The sequence below is a fragment of the Bacillus salipaludis genome (assembly GCF_030938565.1).
GTDB lineage: Bacteria > Bacillota > Bacilli > Bacillales > Cytobacillaceae > Neobacillus > Neobacillus salipaludis_A.
This window is the reverse complement of sequence record NZ_JAVGVR010000001.1, coordinates 4,077,532-4,098,682: the sequence shown is the minus strand read 5'-3', so window position 1 is coordinate 4,098,682 and position 21,151 is coordinate 4,077,532. Positions and strand designations below refer to the sequence as shown.

General features: G+C 40.7%; 19 protein-coding genes, 1 pseudogene and 1 riboswitch. All 20 genes and pseudogenes read left to right on the top strand.

Annotated elements, in window-relative coordinates; all coding sequences use genetic code 11:
- The first annotated feature begins 1 nt into the window (after position 1).
- Positions 2–397, top strand: a complete 396-nt coding sequence (rbsD, locus tag RCG21_RS20375; protein ID WP_133334941.1) for a D-ribose pyranase — start codon at positions 2–4, stop codon at positions 395–397.
- Positions 398–468: 71 nt separating this feature from the next.
- On the top strand, positions 469–1,950 hold the full coding sequence (locus RCG21_RS20370) for a sugar ABC transporter ATP-binding protein (RefSeq protein WP_133334943.1): 1,482 nt from the start codon (positions 469–471) through the stop codon (positions 1,948–1,950).
- A 46-nt stretch (positions 1,951–1,996) separates the two neighbouring features.
- A pseudogene (rbsC, locus tag RCG21_RS20365) lies at positions 1,997–2,922 on the top strand (ribose ABC transporter permease RbsC).
- A 14-nt stretch (positions 2,923–2,936) separates the two neighbouring features.
- Positions 2,937–3,854 (top strand): ribose ABC transporter substrate-binding protein RbsB, encoded by a 918-nt coding sequence (gene rbsB / locus RCG21_RS20360; protein WP_133334945.1) that lies wholly within the window; start codon positions 2,937–2,939, stop codon positions 3,852–3,854.
- A gap of 190 nt (positions 3,855–4,044) precedes the next feature.
- A complete protein-coding gene (locus RCG21_RS20355) occupies positions 4,045–6,399 on the top strand; it encodes a polyprenyl synthetase family protein (protein ID WP_308913715.1) in 2,355 nt (784 codons plus the stop codon).
- Between the two features lie 93 nt (positions 6,400–6,492).
- Positions 6,493–6,747 (top strand): autorepressor SdpR family transcription factor, encoded by a 255-nt coding sequence (locus RCG21_RS20350; RefSeq protein WP_133334949.1) that lies wholly within the window; start codon positions 6,493–6,495, stop codon positions 6,745–6,747.
- 13 nt (positions 6,748–6,760) lie between these two features.
- The gene (locus RCG21_RS20345; RefSeq protein ID WP_133334951.1) at positions 6,761–7,396 is read left to right on the top strand and encodes an SdpI family protein; all 636 of its coding nucleotides are present in this window, start codon (positions 6,761–6,763) and stop codon (positions 7,394–7,396) included.
- A gap of 210 nt (positions 7,397–7,606) precedes the next feature.
- A complete protein-coding gene (locus tag RCG21_RS20340) occupies positions 7,607–9,073 on the top strand; it encodes a protein adenylyltransferase SelO (RefSeq protein WP_133334953.1) in 1,467 nt (488 codons plus the stop codon).
- A 737-nt stretch (positions 9,074–9,810) separates the two neighbouring features.
- On the top strand, positions 9,811–10,404 hold the full coding sequence (locus RCG21_RS20335) for a class I SAM-dependent methyltransferase (RefSeq protein WP_165976267.1): 594 nt from the start codon (positions 9,811–9,813) through the stop codon (positions 10,402–10,404).
- Positions 10,405–10,472: 68 nt separating this feature from the next.
- Complete coding sequence (locus RCG21_RS20330) at positions 10,473–11,216, top strand: hypothetical protein (RefSeq protein ID WP_133334957.1); 744 nt, start codon at positions 10,473–10,475, stop codon at positions 11,214–11,216.
- A 261-nt stretch (positions 11,217–11,477) separates the two neighbouring features.
- Positions 11,478–11,659, top strand: a riboswitch (cobalamin riboswitch).
- A 130-nt stretch (positions 11,660–11,789) separates the two neighbouring features.
- Positions 11,790–12,176 carry a (2Fe-2S) ferredoxin domain-containing protein gene (locus tag RCG21_RS20325; protein ID WP_133334960.1) on the top strand — a complete coding sequence of 129 codons (387 nt, stop codon included), beginning with the start codon at positions 11,790–11,792 and terminating at the stop codon, positions 12,174–12,176.
- A gap of 52 nt (positions 12,177–12,228) precedes the next feature.
- On the top strand, positions 12,229–13,845 hold the full coding sequence (gene cobJ / locus RCG21_RS20320) for a precorrin-3B C(17)-methyltransferase (RefSeq protein ID WP_133334962.1): 1,617 nt from the start codon (positions 12,229–12,231) through the stop codon (positions 13,843–13,845).
- A gap of 48 nt (positions 13,846–13,893) precedes the next feature.
- The gene (locus tag RCG21_RS20315) at positions 13,894–14,799 is read left to right on the top strand and encodes a sirohydrochlorin chelatase (protein WP_133334964.1); all 906 of its coding nucleotides are present in this window, start codon (positions 13,894–13,896) and stop codon (positions 14,797–14,799) included.
- Positions 14,796–15,575 carry a precorrin-6A reductase gene (gene cobK / locus RCG21_RS20310; RefSeq protein ID WP_133334966.1) on the top strand — a complete coding sequence of 260 codons (780 nt, stop codon included), beginning with the start codon at positions 14,796–14,798 and terminating at the stop codon, positions 15,573–15,575. Before RCG21_RS20315 ends, cobK begins: the two co-directional genes overlap by 4 nt.
- 26 nt (positions 15,576–15,601) lie before the next feature.
- Entirely contained in the window at positions 15,602–16,249 is a 648-nt protein-coding gene (locus RCG21_RS20305; protein ID WP_133334968.1) for a precorrin-8X methylmutase, read from the top strand.
- Between the two features lie 3 nt (positions 16,250–16,252).
- Entirely contained in the window at positions 16,253–17,356 is a 1,104-nt protein-coding gene (locus tag RCG21_RS20300) for a cobalt-precorrin-5B (C(1))-methyltransferase (RefSeq protein WP_133334970.1), read from the top strand.
- On the top strand, positions 17,343–18,548 hold the full coding sequence (cbiE, locus tag RCG21_RS20295; protein WP_133334972.1) for a precorrin-6y C5,15-methyltransferase (decarboxylating) subunit CbiE: 1,206 nt from the start codon (positions 17,343–17,345) through the stop codon (positions 18,546–18,548). The genes RCG21_RS20300 and cbiE overlap by 14 nt, the downstream gene beginning before the upstream one ends.
- Before the next feature lie 2 nt (positions 18,549–18,550).
- Positions 18,551–19,252, top strand: coding sequence for a precorrin-2 C(20)-methyltransferase (gene cobI / locus RCG21_RS20290; protein WP_133334974.1), 702 nt, complete (start codon positions 18,551–18,553; stop codon positions 19,250–19,252).
- On the top strand, positions 19,249–20,022 hold the full coding sequence (gene cobM / locus RCG21_RS20285; RefSeq protein WP_308913714.1) for a precorrin-4 C(11)-methyltransferase: 774 nt from the start codon (positions 19,249–19,251) through the stop codon (positions 20,020–20,022). The genes cobI and cobM overlap by 4 nt, the downstream gene beginning before the upstream one ends.
- Entirely contained in the window at positions 20,019–21,140 is a 1,122-nt protein-coding gene (locus tag RCG21_RS20280; protein ID WP_133334978.1) for a cobalt-precorrin 5A hydrolase, read from the top strand. The genes cobM and RCG21_RS20280 overlap by 4 nt, the downstream gene beginning before the upstream one ends.
- Positions 21,141–21,151 lie beyond the last annotated feature (11 nt).

The window sequence follows — 21,151 nt, the reverse complement described above, 5'->3', positions numbered from 1 at the left end:
CATGAAACGCCATGGAATGTTAAACAGTCATATTTCTAAAATTTTAGCCGATCTCGGCCATACAGATTATATTGTCATCGCTGATGCCGGGTTGCCGATTCCCGAAGGTGTAAAAAAAATCGATTTATCGATTAAACCCGGGTTGCCATCATTTAAGGAAGTGACCGATGCAGTTACAGATGACATGGTGATTGAAAAATGTATCATTGCAGCTGAAATCGAACAAGGCAATCCAGAAGTGGAGCAATTTTTAAATAGAAAATTTGCAGATATTGAAATGACAAAGGTTTCGCACGAAGAATTTAAGCAATTAACCGAAAAGGCAAAAGCCATTATCCGAACAGGTGAAGTTACACCCTATGCCAATTGTATTTTACAATCAGGAGTATTTTTTTAAGAGCTAAGATCGGGCTGGACGTTTTTGAAATGTCTCTCTCCGTTTTTTCCAAATCGAATGAGGTGATATGAATGCGCATTTCGATGCAGAACATCTATAAAGCATTTGGTACCAATCAAGTCTTAACAGGTGTTGATTTTGAACTATTGGACGGGGAAGTCCACGCATTAATGGGCGAAAATGGGGCCGGAAAATCAACCATGATGAATGTACTGACAGGACTTCATAAGCATGACCAAGGCACCATCACCATTGATGGCAATGAAACCTATTTTAAAAACCCAAAAGAAGCCGAACAAAACGGGATTACCTTCATCCATCAGGAACTAAATATTTGGCCGGACATGACCGTTTTAGAAAATTTGTTTATCGGCAAAGAATTGAAATCCCCGCTTGGTTTGTTAAAAACAAAAGAAATGAAAGCGTTAGCTACACAACAGTTTGACCGTTTAGCCGTTTCGATTCCTCTCGATCAAGAGGCGGGGGGCTGCTCTGTAGGAGAACAGCAGATGATCGAAATTGCCAAGGCGTTAATGACGGAGGCCAAGGTCATTATCATGGACGAACCAACAGCCGCTTTGACTGAAAGAGAAATCAGCAAGCTTTTTGATGTGATTGCTTCTTTGAAAAAAGAAGGCGTATCAATTGTCTATATTTCTCACCGTATGGAAGAAATCTTTGCCATTTGTGATCGAATTACTGTTATGCGTGATGGCAAGACCGTTGATACAAAGGCTATTCCCGATACAAATTTTGATGAAGTCGTGAGGAAAATGGTCGGCAGGGAATTAACAGACAGGTTTCCAAAAAGAACATCAAAACCAGGAGAAACGGTACTAGAAGTAAAAGGGTTAACTAAAAATGGAGTATTCCGTGATGTGAATTTTTCTGTTCAATCTGGTGAAATCGTTGGGATTTCCGGATTAATGGGAGCAGGAAGGACGGAAATCATGCGGGCAATCTTTGGACTGGATTCCTTTAACTGCGGCGAAATCTGGCTGAATGGTAAGAAAACGGCCATCAAATCTCCTGACCAGGCCGTGAAAGCGGGTATAGGTTTTATCACGGAGGACCGAAAAGATGAAGGGTTGATCTTAGATTTTTCGATCAAGGAAAATATGGTTTTGCCCTCCCTTTATAGTTTTGCTCCGAAAGGGATTATTAAAGAAAAAAGTGAAAAAGACTTTGTCAATCTGCTGATCAAACGCTTGACTGTAAAAACGGAATCAGCGGATCTTGCAGTTGGAAGTTTATCTGGGGGAAATCAGCAAAAAGTAGTCATTGCCAAATGGGTTGGAATTGGACCAAAGGTACTGATATTGGATGAACCGACGAGAGGTGTAGACGTTGGGGCAAAACGAGAAATCTATCAACTGATGAATGAGCTGACGGAGCGGGGAGTGGCCATTATCATGGTTTCATCGGAGCTTCCTGAGATCCTTGGAATGAGCGACCGAATTCTCGTGGTTCATGAAGGAAAAATAAGCGGTGAATTGAGAAGTGATGAAGCAACCCAGGAAAAAATTATGACATTGGCAACGGGAGGTCAGTGAAATGAACGCAATCAATGAAGGCACAAAAGCTGGCAAGGCAAATTTTATGAATACGGTTACGCAGAAACTTGGACCGCTTCTCGGACTTATTATTTTAATTGTGATTGTTTCCATATTAAATCCAAGTTTTCTAGAACCTTTAAATATACTAAACTTATTGCGTCAAGTGGCCATCAATGCGTTAATCGCATTTGGTATGACCTTTGTTATTTTAACAGGAGGAATTGATTTATCAGTCGGTGCGATTCTAGCCCTATCCAGTTCTTTAACGGCAGGTATGATTGTATCGGGTCTTGATCCAATCTTGGCGATTATTGTCGGTTGTATTCTTGGCGGAATCATGGGAATGGTCAATGGACTCTTGATTACAAAAGGAAAAATGGCTCCATTCATTGCCACATTGGCGACCATGACAGCCTTTAGAGGTTTGACACTTGTTTATACAAAAGGAAACCCAATCACAGGGTTAGGTGAAAATTACTTATTCCAGTTATTTGGCCGTGGTTATTTTCTAGGAATTCCTGTTCCTGCAATTACGATGATTGTAACGTTTGTATTATTATATACTGTTCTTCATAAAACCCCATTTGGCCGAAAAACATATGCCATCGGAGGAAATGAAAAGGCCGCGCTTATTTCGGGTATTAAAGTACCAAATGTGAAGCTGATCATTTACGGTCTTTCCGGTTTACTTGCTGCGTTAGCAGGGGCGATTTTAACATCACGATTGAATTCAGCACAGCCGACAGCGGGTACTTCTTATGAACTCGATGCCATCGCGGCAGTTGTATTAGGAGGGACAAGCCTTTCAGGGGGAAAGGAAGAATTTTTGGAACGCTGATTGGCGCGTTAATTATTGGTACATTAAACAATGGTTTAAATCTTCTTGGTGTATCTTCATTCTATCAACAAGTAGTAAAAGGGATTGTAATCATCATTGCTGTATTACTTGATCGGAAGAAATCAGCATAAGGAGAGAATTTTTTATGAAAAAATTAGCTGTACTATTGATATCAGTATCACTCTTGCTTTTAGGCGCTTGTTCGATGCAGCCGCCTGAATGGGCTAAGCCGGCGAAAAAGGAAAATTTAAAAGATGTGAAGATTGGCCTATCCGTTTCCACCTTAAACAATCCGTTTTTTGTTTCTTTAAAAAATGGGGTACAAAAAGAAGCGAAGGTATTGGGAATGGAAGTAAAGGTGGTTGATGCACAAAATGACTCTGCAAAGCAAATAAATGATGTAGAAGATTTAATTCAGCAGGGTGTTGACGTTTTACTGATTAACCCGACAGATTCTGCTGCAATCTCAACAGCTGTTCAATCTGCAAACAACATTGGAATTCCTGTTATTACGCTTGACCGTTCTGCTGATAAAGGGAAAGTTGCAGCATTAGTCGCTTCAGATAATATCAAAGGCGGAGAAATGGCAGGGAATTACATTGTGAAGAAGCTTGGGGAGAAAGCAAAGGTTGCTGAACTTGAAGGTGTACCAGGCGCCTCCGCTACACGTGAACGGGGAAAAGGATTTCATATTATCGCCGATCAGAAATTGAATGTAGTAGAGCAACAATCTGCTGATTTTGACCGGACCAAGGGATTAACAGTAATGGAAAATTTACTTCAAGCAAATCCGGATATTCAAGCCGTCTTTGCCCATAATGATGAAATGGCATTGGGGGCGATTGAAGCGATCAATAGTTCTGGTAAAAATATTATGGTCATTGGATTTGATGGAAATGATGATGCACTGAAAGCCATTAAAGCTGGAAAAATGGAAGCAACGGTTGCTCAACAGCCGGAATTAATCGGAAAACTTGCTGTTGATGCCGGCAGAGATGTGGTTCAGGGTAAAAAGGTAGCAAAAAAGATTCCAGCACCATTGAAACTTGTGACAAAAAGCTAAATCAGTTCTTTCAAAAAGACCTGTTCCTGTAATGAAGGAACAGGTCTTTTTAATTTCCTTTAAGGAAAAGCGTATAAAGCGGCTGTTTTTGGACTATATATAAATATATTTTAATAGTTTTAAGTAAATATTTTTGTATAATTACTAGATATAGGATATTTTTTTAAAATAGAAAAATAAACTAGAGGGAATGTTTACGATGAATAAGGAACTAATTTATGATACCGATATATGCTATCAGCAGGCTGAAGAGAAGGCTGCACAATATTTTCAATCACTGTTGACCCAGGTTCAGCAAAAGACTTTTGTTTCTGTCTTAACAAAAGACATTCAGTCCTGGAAACATAATCATATTCATCGTTATTCATCCCTCACTTTTTTTGCACGAAAAAAGGAAAGAACAGGATATTACAATCATATCCGATGGCTTGATTATACAGGTAAACTAGATCCTTATTTAGATCGAAGTATCTCATATATATTTATGCGGGATTTGGGTAAAGCCTTGGATTCCCCTGATACACAAAAGAGGATCCGTCAAGTAGTTGATTACTTAAAAAATCAATTGACGCAGCCTATCAAAACGGAAATGTTTAGTTTGGCAGGAATGTATCGGTGGGGCCAAAAGGAACGTATTGAATCTACAATTATCTGGTTGATCAATAAACTTAAGACGGTTTCCGAAATAATTCCAAAGGGGATGGACGCGGAGAATGCCCAGCGGAAATTAATTAAAATCATTGGCGGCGTCGTCATGCACGTGACGGAAGAGATGGACAAGGAGATTTCGCCGGAAGAACGTTCCCGCAAACTGGATGAAGCGATTCGACTGGGTTATTCCTATGGACTGACCTACCCTTTTATTGACGACCTTCTCGATGCCAAAGTCTTATCTGAAGAAGAGAAAAAACAATATTCCAATCTAATCCGGACCACCCTTATTACTGGCACTGTGCCTGAGCTGGGGGAGTGGGCTTTTGCGATCGAAGACATGATTCGCCCGATTCATGTAGAACTTCGAGAAGCCTTTGAATATATTAAGGACCATCAACGACCTGACACACGTAAAAGTTTTTTTGAGCAATCCTTTGTATTCTTTCATTCTCAGGAAGTGGACCGTGAAAAGAATCTATCCAATCCAAACTATAGCAATCAAGAACTTTATCTTCCTATCATTTTAAAATCTTCTTTTTCCCGATTGATTGCCAGGTCTGTTATTAGTGCCCCTGAGGACGAGGGGTTTGACAACCGTACCTTCTTTTACGGAATTTATAATCAGTTGGCGGATGATTTTACTGATATGTTTAATGATTGGGAGGATGGTGCGGTCACTCCCTATACCTATTATCTAAAATATCATCAGAAGCGTAAGGATCTGATCAACCCCTTCGAGTTATACTGGACGGTTATCGCCAATTTAATCCATAACGTGTATCACTCGGATCTAAAGACCTGTGAAGTGATACTCGATCGCGCCATTAATAGCCTGAAACGTTTTAAAGAACGAATGGGTACAGAAAAATACAATGATGTGATGAGGCTATTTGCCTCCGGTGTACCTAAATTCAATCGTCTGATTCAAAAAATGGTCCGAAAAGCAGCTGATGTAGATTTCTTTGATAAACTGCTTCGAGATCATGTAATTACGATGATGAAAAATGAACGGAAAGAGCAGGATGAATTCTCTAATACGATTGAGAGTGTACGTGATCAGATGAATCGACTTTTGCCGATTCCCAAAGTTGAATTTCACGATTCAATCATTGAGGCTGCAAATTATAGCTTGGAAGGGGATGGAAAGCGGCTGAGACCCATTATTACTTGGGTGATGGGGGTTAACGCATATGGATTTCATCCGCAAGCGATGGTACCGCTGTTAAAATCTTTGGAATATATGCATACTGCCTCACTTATTTTTGATGATTTGCCTTCCCAGGATAATGCATCTACCCGCAGGGGCCGTCCTACACTCCATCAGACATATAATGCGGCTATTGCTGAATTATCCGGCATTTTCTTAATTCAAAAGGCGACAGAAGAACAAGCCTCTCTTGACCAGTTTGATGCGAAAACAGTACTGCAGTTGATTCAGTATTCTTCTCGGGTTACAGAGAGTATGTGCATGGGACAGGCGATGGACTTAGAGTCTAAAGGGAAACCAATGACACTTGAACAATTGAATACGATGTGCTTTTATAAAACGGGAATCGCCTTTGAGGCGTCACTCATCATGCCAGCGATTCTAGCCCAGGTTGAGGAAGCTGAAATGACGGCCTTGAAAAATTTTGCCCGCCATGCCGGCATTGCTTTTCAGATTAAGGATGATCTGCTAGATGTGGAAGGCGATCGGGTCTTACTAGGAAAACCAATCGGAATAGATGCTGAAAACAACCGCTCGACTTTTGTGTCTATCCTTGGACCGGAGGGTGCTCGAAAAGCGATGTGGGAACATTACTGTCTTGCAATCGAGGCGTTACAGGATGTGCCCCGTAATATCACTTTTTTGAGGCATTTATTGAATTATATCGTAAACCGCGAACGTTGATTAAATGAAAAAGGCCATTTTGGTCTTTTTTTATTTCAAAAATATGGTATTATATATTTAGATAATTAACTAAATATAAAAGGAGAGGCTTAAATGAACGACGTTTTTAAGGCACTAGCCGATCCAACAAGAAGAAAAATTCTTGATTTGTTGAAAGAGCAGGATTTAACAGCGGGTGAAATTGCCGACCAATTTGATATGAGCAAGCCCTCCATCAGCAATCATCTGAAAATCCTTAAATCTGCAGGATTAGTTCTTGATGAAAAAAAGGGCCAGTTTATTCTTTACTCGTTAAATTCCACTATTTTACAGGATGTCATCAAGTGGCTGCTAGATAAAAAAAGTTAAGGGGGAGAAACGTGTGAGGAAAAATAAGATTTATTTCATAACGATGGGAATTGCGATTATAACATTGCTGCTGAATCTCTTGGCCTATCCTAATTTACCGGATAAAGTGCCTGTGCATTGGGGAATCAATGGCGATGTTAACCGCTATGGACCTAAACTGGAACTTGTCAGCCTTGGTGTATTGCCTATTGTCTTATTTTTTTTCTTAAACTATTTACCAGTAATAGACCCGAAAAAGCAATCTTATAAATTGCATAAAAACGCCTATTCGATTATGAATCTGGTGATTATCCTGTTTTTATCCTGTATGAACCTAATTGCCATTGCAAGTGCACTTGGGATTTATGTCCCTTTTCAAAAGGTAGTGCCTATCCTTTTTGGAATACTTTTCATTGTAATTGGTAATTACATGGCGCAAATTCGCCACAATTATTTTATTGGTTTTCGATCACCATGGACACTTGCCTCGGAATATGTGTGGAAAAAAACGCACAGATTTGGCGGCTATGTTTTAGTTGTTATTGGACTTATCTCTCTTATAGCAGGTATGTTTGGTTCAATTGGTATGCAGCTATTCTTTACGGCGTTAGTTATTGGGATTGCGGGGATTTACTTATATTCGTATTTGATATTTAAAAAGAAATCATAGCGGGGACGTGCAGGTATATTGGTTTTTGAAGAAGAGGACAATAAAAGTGTTAATATGAAGAGTAGATGATTTAAATACACTTAAAAGAGGTGTGAAATCCACCTTATCAGCAATTTTTCGAAGTTTATCAGCGAATTTATCAGTTTTATCAGTGAATCCACACGCTTTATCAGCGAATGAAAAAACAACCATCTTTTAAAAGGAGTTACCATGACAAATCAAAATGAAACAGGATGGAATTTTGACAATAGTTATACTCGGCTGCCAGAATCATTTTTTACCAGTCAAAACCTGAACCCAGTCAGATCGCCTAATTTAATTATAATTAATGGACCGTTAGCAAAATCACTAGGCTTGAATGTCGAGAGACTTCAGTCAGAAGATGGGATCGCAGTCCTTGCCGGCAATCGGATTCCCGAAGGCGGTTCCCCCCTTGCTCAAGCCTATGCCGGACATCAATTTGGACATTTTACTATGTTAGGTGATGGCAGGGCGCTGCTTCTTGGTGAACAGATTACCCCTCATGGAGAACGCTATGATATTCAGCTTAAAGGTTCAGGAAGGACTCGGTATTCCCGAGGGGGGGATGGCAGGGCAACGCTTGGTCCAATGCTTCGTGAATATATCATCAGTGAAGCCATGAATGCACTTGGGATTCCGACGACTCGCAGTTTAGCAGTGGTAGAAACGGGTGAGAACATTGCCCGAGAAACCTATTTGCCAGGTGCAATCCTCACTCGTGTGGCTGCAAGTCATATTCGTGTCGGTACTTTTCAATATGTGGCAAAATGGGGAAGTGATGGGGACCTTAGAATCCTCGCAGACTATACAATAAAACGCCATTACCCAGACATTGAGGTGAATGAGAATCAATACCTTTCCCTGCTTAAGGAAGTAATTAAGCGGCAGGCTGAGCTGGTTTCAAAATGGCAGTTAGTTGGTTTTATTCATGGAGTGATGAATACTGACAACATGACAATTAGTGGGGAAACGATTGATTATGGTCCTTGTGCCTTCATGGATACATATGATCCAGAAACAGTCTTCAGTTCGATCGATGTTCAAGGGCGATATGCTTTTGGCAATCAGCCATATATGGCCGGTTGGAATCTTGCACGATTTGCAGAAACCCTTTTGCCTTTATTGCATGAGAATCAAGATGAGGCTGTAAAAATTGCTCAGGATGCCATTTCCGGTTATATGGATTTATATCAGAAGAATTGGCTTGCAGGAATGAGAAAAAAGTTGGGGATTTTTAACGAGGAAGAGCAGGATGCAACCCTTGTGGAAGATCTCCTCAAAATAATGCAGCAATACTATGCGGACTATACGAATACCTTTCGTGCACTAACGATCGAAAAGATGGAAGATACTCCTCTCAATGGGACTCCAGAATTTACGCAATGGCATGAAAAATGGCAGGCAAGACGAGGGAGACAGGAGGAATCCAGAGAATCTTCCCTAGAGTTAATGCGTAACAGCAATCCTGCAGTTATTCCGCGGAATCATCGGGTAGAAGAGGCGCTCGAGGCAGCGGTAAATGAGGGGGACCTAAGTGTGATGGGAAAACTGCTTAACGTTCTGTCAAGACCTTACGAATACAGTACTGATCAAGAAGAATTCTGCTCATTGCCAGCACCATCAAACCTCCCTTACCGAACTTTTTGTGGTACTTGATGGTGTTAGTTAAAAAAACTAGTAGCATTTCAGCCATCTTGATTAACTTTAATTCATTAAACTAGAATTGCCTTCCGCTTTAAGCTTGGGTTTGACCCAGTAGCCGCCAGTCAACAGGGAGCTGTACTTTTGAAATCATGTGATTTCTATAGTATCGCTCCTTTTTTTATTTTTCTTTTAGGCTGTTTCGTAAACCCTGTTGTTGTTTCTTACCAATATTACTCACATAAATACAATTGTAAGCAGCTGATGATTTCAAAGATGAATGAGTCTGAATGGAGTCCGAATGGAGTCCTGATTCAGACAGGGTTGTTGATTTCAAAGAAGGTGGAGTCCGAATGGAGCCCTGATTCAGACAGGGTTGTTAATTTCAAAGATGAATGAGTCCGAATGGAGTCCTAATACAGACAGGGTTGTTATCAAAGACGATACTCCGAATCAACAGGCCCTTTAATCTATTCTATAAACAACAATCTTTGTGAAAACATCTTTCTTTTTTTATCAAGTTGTTTTAATTAGTATGGGACAGAATCTTAACAAGGATTATATTACAATTTTGTGAAGGCATTAAATGACTTGAACATTCTATAAAATGGGATGTTATAATTAACCAGTAATCTTTTTAAATTTTATTCGTATAACCTTCCATTGATTTCCCTCGAATTTGTATTAATGCCCTAATGTTTATTCCTATTTCCATCATCTATTCTGAATTCAGTTATAAGGAGCTTTTTTTTATGGACACCAGAACAAAATGGAATACGAAACATAAAAATCGTCTTAAACAAATTGAATTTCCTGTGGCAAACCCGAGATTAAAAAATCTATCTCTTTATCTTCATGGGGGTACTGTTCTTGACCTTGCCTGTGGACTTGGTGGCAACAGTTTACTTCTTGCACGAATGAATTATCAAGTCCAAGCCGTTGACATTTCTGAGGTTGCTATTAACTTTCTTCGGGAACAGGCAGTAAGGACCCAACTCAACATCATGCCACAAGAATGTGATTTGAAGGATTTGAACAATCTTAGTTGGAAGGAAAACTCCTTTGATTTAGCGGTGATTACCTATTATCTAGATAGAGAGCTTTTTCCTTTTTTGAAGAACATTATAAAAGAGGATGGTTATGTGTTTTTTGAAACCTATTATCTCAATTCGCAAAACGAGAATCAGGGAATATCTAAACAATATAAACTAGAGCCTCAAGAGCTGCTAAAAGAATTTCGAGACTGGAATGTGCTCTTTTTTGAGGAAAATGAACAAGAGGGAAGGCAAACCATCTTTGCAAGGAAAGTAAAAGGAAAGGCAAATCATGACCCTATATCGGAATGATCTATATCTGTAGAGGATTATTTTCGTGTCGATTTAAAAGATTTATTTTATTGAAAGGATTGGTTTACATGATAGAGATGAAGGAAACTATAGAGAAGGTTATTGAGTTTGCCCAGTCAGGAACAAATACAAAAAGTTTTCGGCCGGATTATCCTGTTTCTGAAGAGTTTAGGGAAAGGATGATGGATACCTTTAGCGATTTTATGGACTTTACGCTAGATGCCTATTTTCACGAGGTAGTTCCCTTTTTAGAGGAATATGTAGACGAACTTAAAACAAGGGAAGAGAAAAAAGATATCTTGCTGCATAATTTATTTTGGTGGCGAATTCTGTATGATGCCAACTACAATTATAGTGAAAGCTGCATTGCGGAATATTTAGCCGAAAAGGACCGAGGGTTGGATAAGGGACCTGTGATTGAATCGTGGTTAAGGGAATCTTGGAAGGCAATCCCTAAATTCTATTATGTTGGCTATAAATATAATGACCGTTTCTTTGTTGTGGTTGATATTTTAACAGAAAAAACAATTGATGTATTAGTGTGTGACCCGCTTGCAATCCCGCCTGAAAATGGGGAAATTGTTATGGGGACGCTCATACCGTTAGGAGCCGGTTTACATGCTCCAATCGTTGATTTTTACCACTTTGATTATGAAGCAAGAATCGATATAGCTAGGCATGTACACTACTATTATGATAGATTTTCAAAAAGTTCGACTCCGCATGAAACATTTCTTCACGTACTATCCGCTATGCTGCAAATCGAAAGACTTATCTTCATAGAAACTCATGAAAAAAAACCTCCCAAATAATTCTTCTATTCCATAAAACTTTTTTGTTTTTTTTGTGAAAATATATCCATCCAATTATAATCATCGGAAATTTATTGATGTTTTTTTAGGATAATATATCTATTTTGAGAAAATTTTGCAAAAAAAATCCTTGGAAAACTTGATATAGGGTGATTGATAGTCTATTATAAAAAATGTCCTTAAACAATCAAAATAAAAATTAATATCTTTTTTATTACAACCTCTTTTGTGAAATAAAGGGAAAAAGTTTTTTATAAAAATTGAATAGTAATAGGAAAAGGTGCGCTAAAACAGCGCTTAAAAGGGAAGTACGGTTAGAATCCGTCACGGTACCCGCCACTGTTATGAGGAGTTTCATTGCAAATGTCACTGAAGTTTTTTCGGGAAGACGTAATGAAATGATGAACCTGAGTCAGGAGACCTGCCTTGTCCTATTTGCTTCATGAAACCTACGGGAATATAGGTAGTAGTGCTGAAAAATACCAACATTATACTTTATTGTGTGTATTTAATCTGCACCCCTATATTCATAGGGGTGCTTTTTTGTCTTAAAAATCAAAGGGAGAGTGTTTTATGACGACCTGGAATTTAAATGGAACGAAACACCATGTACTTATTTGTAACGGAAGCAGCTGCATGAGAAAAGGCGGAGAGGAGGCAACACAAGCTATTCGCAACGAGATTAGCAATCTGGATTTGGACGCATTCATACATACAACAAGAACAAGATGCAATGGTAGATGCAAGGATGCTCCAGTTGCCATTGTTTATCCGGATGGAACCTGGTACAAGGATGTTACACCGGAAGTAGGCAGTAGAATTGTTAAGCAACATCTATTAGGTGGAGCCTTAATGCAAGATCATATCATTTATCAATTTGATGGGGAAGGATTTAAACAACCGGAGAATTCAGAATGCATTGAAGGAATCGTAAAGCCTGTAAAAAAGACAGTGTCATGAATTAGATTGAACGATTTCTAGGTCTTGAATTATGGAAAGGAGGAAGATCAGGATGAAAGGGAAATTGTTGGTCATCGGTTTTGGCCCGGGAGATTACAAACATATAACCGAACGAGCACGAGAAGCAATACAAGAAAGCGATATCATCATTGGATATAAAACATATGTGGATTTAATCAAGGGGTTATTAACAGGGCAACAACTTATTAGTACAGGAATGACAGAAGAAGTAAGCAGGGCTCAAGAAGCGGTCAAACAAGCAGAACAGGGAAAGAAAGTAGCCGTGATTTCGAGTGGTGATGCCGGTGTTTATGGAATGGCAGGACTCGTTTATGAAGTATTGATTGAAAAAGGGTGGAAAAAGGATTCAGGGGTGGAAGTCGAAGTCATACCAGGAATTTCCGCCATTAACTCCTGTGCGGCTTTACTAGGAGCTCCAATCATGCATGATGCTTGCACCATTAGTTTAAGTGACCATTTAACACCGTGGAAATTAATTGAGAAAAGAATTGAAGCAGCTGCACAAGCGGATTTTGTAATTGCTCTTTACAATCCAAAAAGCGGGAGAAGAACAAGACAAATCGTTGAAGCGCAAAGGATTCTATTAAAATATCGATTGCCGGAAACCCCGGTAGGATTAGTGAAAAGTGCATACCGAGACAATCAAAATATTGTAATGACCAATTTACAAGACATGCTTGACCATGAAATTGGGATGTTAACCACTGTGATCATTGGAAACTCTTCTACTTTTTTCTATGATGACTTAATGGTTACCCCGCGCGGTTATCAACGGAAATATACATTAAATCAGGCTATTCAGCCATTAAAACCGCATCAGCGTTTACAAAAAGAAGCTGAACCATGGGCGCTGGAACAAACTGATAATGTAAAACTAAAAAAGAAGGATCCCGTATTACTGTCTGACATAGAAACCTCGAGAGCATTGGCAGAAGAAGCACTACAATTGATTACTGGCGTGGGTGAAAACATTTCTCCTATTGTTAATCAGCCCATCCAGTCTATTTTTGAATTGGCAGTAAGTCCTGGTGTCGCAAATAAAAAATTCACACCAAAACAGATGCTTACTCTAGCTGAAATCACGGGGGAAGAAGGTGTGATGGAATACACGCCGGATCATTCTATTAAACTGCAGATTCTAACCTCCCAGCCAGATGAAATTGTGCAGAAATTAAAAGATGCAAACTTTTTGATTTCTCCGATTGGCGATGTTTTAAGTGTAAAAGCCTGCGATTTTTGTGATGGCGAAAAGAAGGACTCGATTCCATATGCCGAGGAACTGCATGAAAGGCTTGGAGGAATGGAACTTCCTAAGGAATTAAAACTCGGGGTAAACGGCTGTGGCATGGCATGTTACGGAGCGGTAAAAGAAGATATCGGTCTTGTATACCGTAATGGTGCCTTTGATTTATTTTTAGGGGCAAAAACAGTCGGAAGAAGTGCCCACCCAGGTCAAATCGTCGCGGAAGGAATTGGACCTGATGAAATAGTCGGCTTGGTTGAAAGGATTGTTCAAGAATACAAGCAAAAGGCTCATCCAAATGAGCGCTTCTATAAATTCTTTAAACGTGTAAAGCAGGTTCAAGGCTTCACCTATCAAGATATTACACCGAAAATCAAAATTGAAGAAGCGGTATGCGGAGAATAGATTTGGAAATCTAGGGGTCCATTCTTTAAACAAAGGGGAGAAAATATTTTGAAAGCAATTTTATTTGTAGGTCATGGAAGTAAGGATCGCGAAGGAAATGATCAAGTTCGTCAGTTTATAGAATCAATGAGAAGTTATTGGGACAAGAGCATCCTCGTTCAGACGAGTTTTTTGGAATTTGAAAAACCTACAGTAAATCAGGGAATTGATGTATGTGTCGAAAAAGGGGCCGACCATATTGTGGTCATTCCGATTATGCTTTTGCAAGCGGGACATTCGAAAATTCATATTCCAGCTGCTATCGATGAGGCAAAGAAAAAATATCCGGTAGTACAGTTTACCTATGGCCGACCTATTGGTGTGCATGAGGAAACGTTTGAAATCTTAAAAACGAGATTAATCGAAATTGGCGAGAATCTGGATCATCCTGATCCCGATACGGCTGTACTACTGTTAGGACGTGGCGGAAGCGACCCGGATGCTAATAGCGATTTATACAAGATTTCTAGATTACTGTGGGAAAAAACCAACTACCAAATTGTTGAACCGGCTTTCATGGGGGTAACCAATCCTCTTGTAGATGAAGGAATTGGGAGGTGCTTAAAGCTTGGTGCGAAGAAAGTTATTATTTTGCCATACTTTTTGTTCACGGGAATTTTAATCAAACGATTAGAAGAGATGGTGGTGCCATTCCAACAACAATATCCAGATGTTGAATTTAAATTGGCAGGGTATTTTGGCTATCACCCTAAATTGCAGAATATTCTAGTTGACCGTGTAGAAGAAGCTCTTCAGGACGAAGTGAAAATGAACTGTGATACCTGCCAATATCGTGTGAATGCAATGGAGTATGTTCATCATCACCATCATCATGACCATGACCATGATCACCATCATCACGATCATGACCATCATCATGAACACGAAGTACAAAAGGCAGGAGAACGAAGATGATTTTAGTATTAGCTGGTACAAGTGATGCCCGAGCACTGGCTTTAGAAATCATGAAAGATGGCTATGATCTCCTTGCTACCGTTGTAACCGACAATGCTGCACATGAACTTGGGGAATCAGGTATTTCTGTCCAAACAGGAAGATTAACGGACGATGAAATGGTGAGCTTGATTGAATCAAAGGGAATTCAAGCGGTCGTCGATGCGAGTCACCCTTTTGCAGAAGAGGCATCCAAAAATGCGATAAGCGCGGCAAAACAAGCGGGTGTCCCTTACATTCGTTATGAGCGTGAATCCCAAACCTTTCAATACGAGAAGATGACGGTTGTAGAAAGTTACGACGAAGCAGCCGAAATTGCTGCAAGCAAAAAAGGAGTGGTGATGCTGACTACGGGAAGCAAAACACTCCAGATTTTTACGGAGAAATTATTAGGAAAACCGGATATTCGGCTAATCGCTCGTATGCTGCCACGGGTTGATAATATGGAAAAATGCGAACAGCTCGGGCTGCCGCAAAAAAATATTGTCGCGATTCAAGGCCCGTTTACTAAGGAGTTTGACCAAGCGCTTTATAAACAATATGGTGTAACCTTAATGATTACTAAGGAGAGCGGCAAGGTCGGGTCGGTTGATGAAAAAGTTGAAGCGGCAAAGGATCTTGGGATAGAAGTTATCATGATTGGACGTCCAAAAATCAATTACGGAACGGTATATTCTAATTTTTCAGATGTGGTTCAAGAACTACATAAAAAGATTGTTCCACAATTGGCCAATTAAAATACATTTTAAAAGGAGTGAAGGAAATGGATTTTCGTACCGAATTTAAACCATTAACGATTCAGCCAGAGCAAATTGAAGGAAGAAGTTTTGAAATGATTACTGAAGAAATTGGTGAGCATCCCTTTACTGCGGAGCAATATCCGATTGTTCAGCGGATTATTCATGCATCCGCCGACTTTGAATTGGGAAAAAGCGTACTTTTTCATCCGGATGCCATCCAGGCTGGAATACGTTCAATTCGCAGCGGAAAAAAAGTAGTTGCCGATGTTCAAATGATTCAAAGCGGGGCAAATAAAGCCAGAATTGAAAAATACGGGGGAGAAATTAAAGTTTATATTTCTGATCCGGATGTTGTACAAGAGGCGAAACGATTAAATACAACAAGAGCGATCATTTCGATGAGAAAAGCGGTTAAAGAAGCGGAAGGCGGAATCTATGCGATTGGTAACGCCCCGACAGCATTACTTGAACTCATCCGCCTGATTAAAGAGGGGGAAGCGAAACCGGATCTTGTGATTGGGCTGCCGGTTGGCTTTGTATCAGCGGCTGAATCGAAAGAAGAATTAGCCAAACTGGACATCCCCTTTATCACGAATATAGGCAGAAAGGGCGGCAGTACGGTAACCGTCGCGGCGCTAAATGCCATTTCTATTCTTGCAGACCGGGTGTAGAACATGCAGGAAGTACCTAAAGGTAAGTTGCGTGAAGGATATACGACTGGGGCTTGCGCAACTGCAGCAACATGTGCTGCACTAACAGCATTAATTACGGGTGAACCCCAAACAGAGTCAACCATCTTTTTGCCGGTTAAAAGATTTGCAACGTTTCAAACCGAAAGCTGTGAAGTCACTGGGAACATGGCAACCGCAAGTATCATTAAAGATGCCGGAGATGACCCGGATGCAACCCATGGGGCATTGATCATTTCTTCAGTTTCCTGGTCTGAAGAGCCGGGGATCATTCTCGACGGAGGTGTCGGGGTTGGCCGGGTTACAAAGGAAGGATTGCCCGTTCCAGTGGGGGAAGCTGCCATCAACCCGGTCCCTCGAAAGATGATCCGAAAGACAGCGGAAGGGATTTTAAGCGAGTTTGGCATCGAAAAAGGGATAAAAATCGTGATATCAGTACCAGCCGGTGAAGAAATAGCCAAAAAAACGCTGAACGGACGCTTGGGTATTATTGGAGGGATCTCAATCCTTGGTACGCGTGGTATTGTTGTTCCTTTTTCAACAGCAGCCTATAAAGCCAGTATTATTCAGGCCATCAGTGTAGCACGTGCAAGCGGGTGCGAGCATCTTGTCATAACCACTGGCGGCCGAAGTGAAAAATGTGCCATCAAACAATTTCCGGAACTTCCCGAGGAAGCCTTTGTCGAGATGGGCGACTTTGTGGGTTTTACACTGAAACAATCCAAAAAGCAAGGTATGAAAAGAGTTTCAATGGTCGGAATGATGGGGAAATTTTCAAAAGTTGCGATGGGGACGATGATGGTTCATTCAAAAAGTGCCCCTGTTAATTTTGAGTTTTTAGCGGAAGTAGCAGGCAGTGCGGGCGCAGATGCTGTTTTGATCGAGGAAATTAAACAGGCAAATACCGCTTCCCAGGTAGGTGACATGATGGCTGCCCGTGGTTATACTTCATTTTTTGAACAGCTGAGTCGTAATTGCTGTCTCGCCGCGCTTAAGGAAGTGGATGGCGGGATTATGGTAGACACCTCCTTATATACGATGAAGGGGGAGTTTTTAGGAAAGGCGGAAGTAATGGATGGCATCGGTTAAAATGATTGGCATTGGGGATGAAGGGAAGTTAAGTCTGCTTCCCATGTATGAAAAGTGGATTGATGAGAGTGATATTTTAATAGGAGGAAAGCGTCAACTTGGCTTTTTTCCGGAATACCAAGGCGAAAAAATCGTAATTGAGGGCGGCCTTTCTTCGCTTGTTGACCGTTTGAAAACTGAGATGAAAAATGTTGTCCTTCTGGCATCTGGAGATCCGTTATTTTTTGGAATCGGCGGCTACTTATCTTCAAAAATCGATTTGGAAATTTATCCTCATTTAAGCTCTGTCCAGCTTGCGTTTGCCAAAATGGGAGAAAGATGGCAAGACGCATACTTTACGAGTGTTCATGGAAGAAGCATGAAAGGGCTGGCACAACGGATTGATGGAAAAGAAAAAGTCGCCATTTTAACCGATATGGAAAATTCACCGAATAAAATCGCACAGTATTTGCTATCTTTTGTGATGGATGAATATAAAGCATTTGTGGGGGAGAACCTAGGCGGCCAAAATGAAAGATGCCGTTGGTTTAGCTTGGAGGAAATGCAGGATGCCGAGTTTTCACCGCTAAATGTCGTAGTTCTAAAGAAAACAGGTAAAACTCCACAATGGTCCATCGGTATAAACGATGAAGAGTTTTTTCAACGAAAGCCGGATAAAGGCTTAATCACGAAAAAAGAGATTCGGACTTTAAGCATCAGTGCCCTTCATTTAAAAGAAGACAGTATTGTTTGGGATATTGGTACCTGTACTGGTTCAGTTGCGATTGAAGCAGCTAAAATCGCAAGGGAAGGACAAATCTTTGCGATTGAGAAAAACGAAGGCGATTTGGAAAACTGCAAACAAAATCTAGTTAAGTTTCGTGTTGATGCAACGCTCATCCATTCGAAGGCCCCCGAAGGTTTGGACACGTTTCCAGATCCGGATGCCGTATTTATCGGTGGAACCGCAGGAGGGATGGAAGAAATCCTTGATATTTGCTGCAGCCGACTTCGAGCGGACGGGCGCATCGTCCTGAATGCCGTGACAATTGAAAATCTATCAGAAGCCATGCATGCATTCAAGAAGCAGGGATTTGATACAGCGATAACTCTTGCACAAATTTCAAGAAGTAAGCCAATCTTGAATCTTACTAGATTTGATGCGTTAAATCCAATTTATATCATAGAAGCATGGCGAAAGGAAGGGGAATAAAGATGCTTGGTACATTATACGGCTTAGGAGTTGGCCCGGGGGACCCGGAGCTCATCACCGTGAAAGCATTTCGAAAATTAAAAGAATCACCTGTTATTGCCTATCCAAAAAAACAAAAAGGCAGTAAAAGCTATGCACATCGCATAATCGATGTTTATTTTCAGCCTCATGAAAAAGAAATGCTGGGACTTGTGTTCCCGATGACAAAAGATTCAGCTACATTGGAAAGAAAATGGACTGAAACCGTGGAAAGTGTTTGGGAGAAGCTTCGGGAAGGAAAAGATGTAGCCTTTGTAACGGAAGGAGATCCACTTTTATACAGTACCTTTATACATATGATGCGGTTAATGCAAGAGACACATCCGGAAGTACCCATTGAAGTTGTCCCGGGAATCTCTTCGATAAATGGAGCGGCTTCAAGGCTGGGAATTCCTTTAGCCGACGGTGACGAGCATGTGGCAATCGTTCCGGCTCGTGATGACTATGAAACCATGAAAAAAGTAATTGAGGACAATGATTGTGTTATTTTTATTAAAGTAGCAAAAGTAATCGATCGAATGCTTGAGGTATTACGAGATTTGGACTTAGTTCACAAAGCCTCCGTTGTCACAAAGGTAACATCAAATGAAGAGATTATTTGGAGGGCTGACGAGCTTGAAGGAGCAGAGCTTGAATACTTAACATTAATGGTGGTGAGAAAATGAAGCTATACATCGTTGGGGCAGGCCCCGGAGACCCGGATTTAATCACAGTTAAAGGACTTCAACACCTTCAGGAAGCAGATGTGGTTCTGTATGCAGATTCATTAGTTAACGAAGAATTAATTGCCAAAGCAAAACCTTCTGCAGAAGTAATGAAAACGGCAGGTATGCATTTGGAGGAAATGGTTGATATCATGGTGAGTCGAATTCATCAAGGGAAAAAGGTGGTTCGTGTTCACACCGGGGACCCGGCTGTATATGGTGCCATAATGGAGCAAATGGTGCTTTTGAAAAAGAAAGGAATTGAAGTTGAGATTGTTCCCGGTGTCAGCTCCGTGTTTGCAGCAGCGGCAGCGGCGCAGGCCGAATTGACGATTCCTGATTTAACGCAAACCCTCATTTTAACAAGGGCCGAAGGCAGGACTCCTGTACCGGAACGTGAAAAGCTTGCCGATTTAGCAAAACATCATTGTACAATCGCTCTTTTCTTAAGTGCGACCTTAACAAAAAAGCTGGTAAAGGAATTGACAGAGGCAGGTTGGAGCAAGGATACTCCGGTTGCTGTCGTTTATAAGGCATCTTGGCCGGATGAAAAAATTGTCAGGTCCACCTTGGAACATTTAGATGAAGATATGCGGGCAAACGGGATTCGAAAACAGGCAATGATTTTAGCGGGTTGGGCACTTGATGAAAACATCCATGACCAAAATTACCGTTCGAAGCTCTACGATAAAACCTTTACGCACGGATTCCGCCGGGGGGAGTCTAAATGATTGAGCTTCAAGAAGAAAAAGTGTCTGCAATTGAGCAGAAGGGTAATTATGCGATAGTTGCCATCACCAAGCATGGTGTTGAACTGGCACGAAAGCTTGGGTCTTCTTTTCAAAATGCAGATGTCTACTATATGGGCAAATTTGAAAAAGGGGATGAAGCGGCGAAGGGCATTCAAATGTTTACCGGAAGTGTCCGCCTGCTGCTTCCATCCCTTTTCCAAGCTTATCAGGGACTTATTATTATTATTTCGCTGGGTGCAGTTGTCCGAATGATTGCGCCACTATTAAAGGATAAGAAAACCGACCCCGGTGTGGTTGTCATTGACGATAAAGGGGAACATGTAATCAGCGTCTTGTCAGGGCACATTGGCGGTGCCAATGAATTAACCAAAGAGGTAGCTGCTGCTTTAAAAGCACGTCCGATTATAACCACCGCTTCTGATGTACAGGGAACGATTCCAGTTGATTTGTTTGGGAAACGGTTTGGCTGGGTATGGGACTCCTCAGAAAAGCTGACCCCTGTTAGTGCTGCAGTCGTGAATGAAGAAAAGATTGCAGTCGTCCAAGAGTCAGGGGAGAAAGAATGGTGGCATTATGGACCTTCCATTCCGGAAAATATTAAGGTTTACGATTCAATTGATGGAGCCTTGAAAGCGGGACTGGATGCCGCTCTGGTCATTACACATCGGAAGCTCTCGGAAGAAGAAAATTTAATCTTACATAATGGAGTGTTATATCGCCCTAAAGTAATTGTCCTTGGTATCGGCTGTAACCGCGGGACAACAACAGAGGAAATAGAAGCTGTTATTGAAGAAACATTGAAGGAATTACAGTTTTCGAAAAAAAGCGTTAAAGCCGTTTGCACGATAGATATAAAAAAAGATGAATCCGGGTTGCTTGAAGTTGCGAGTAAAAACAATTGGGAGTTTATCTATTTTACACCTGCAGAACTAAATTCAGTTAAAATGGAAATGCCATCAGAAACTGTTTTTAAATATACAGGTGCATATGGGGTGAGTGAACCCGCCGCATTATTGTATAGCGGTGCAGAAAAATTAGAGCTGGTCAAAAAGAAATCAGGAAATGTAACGATTTCCGTTGCAATCATTCCATATTAAGTTAGGGAGGG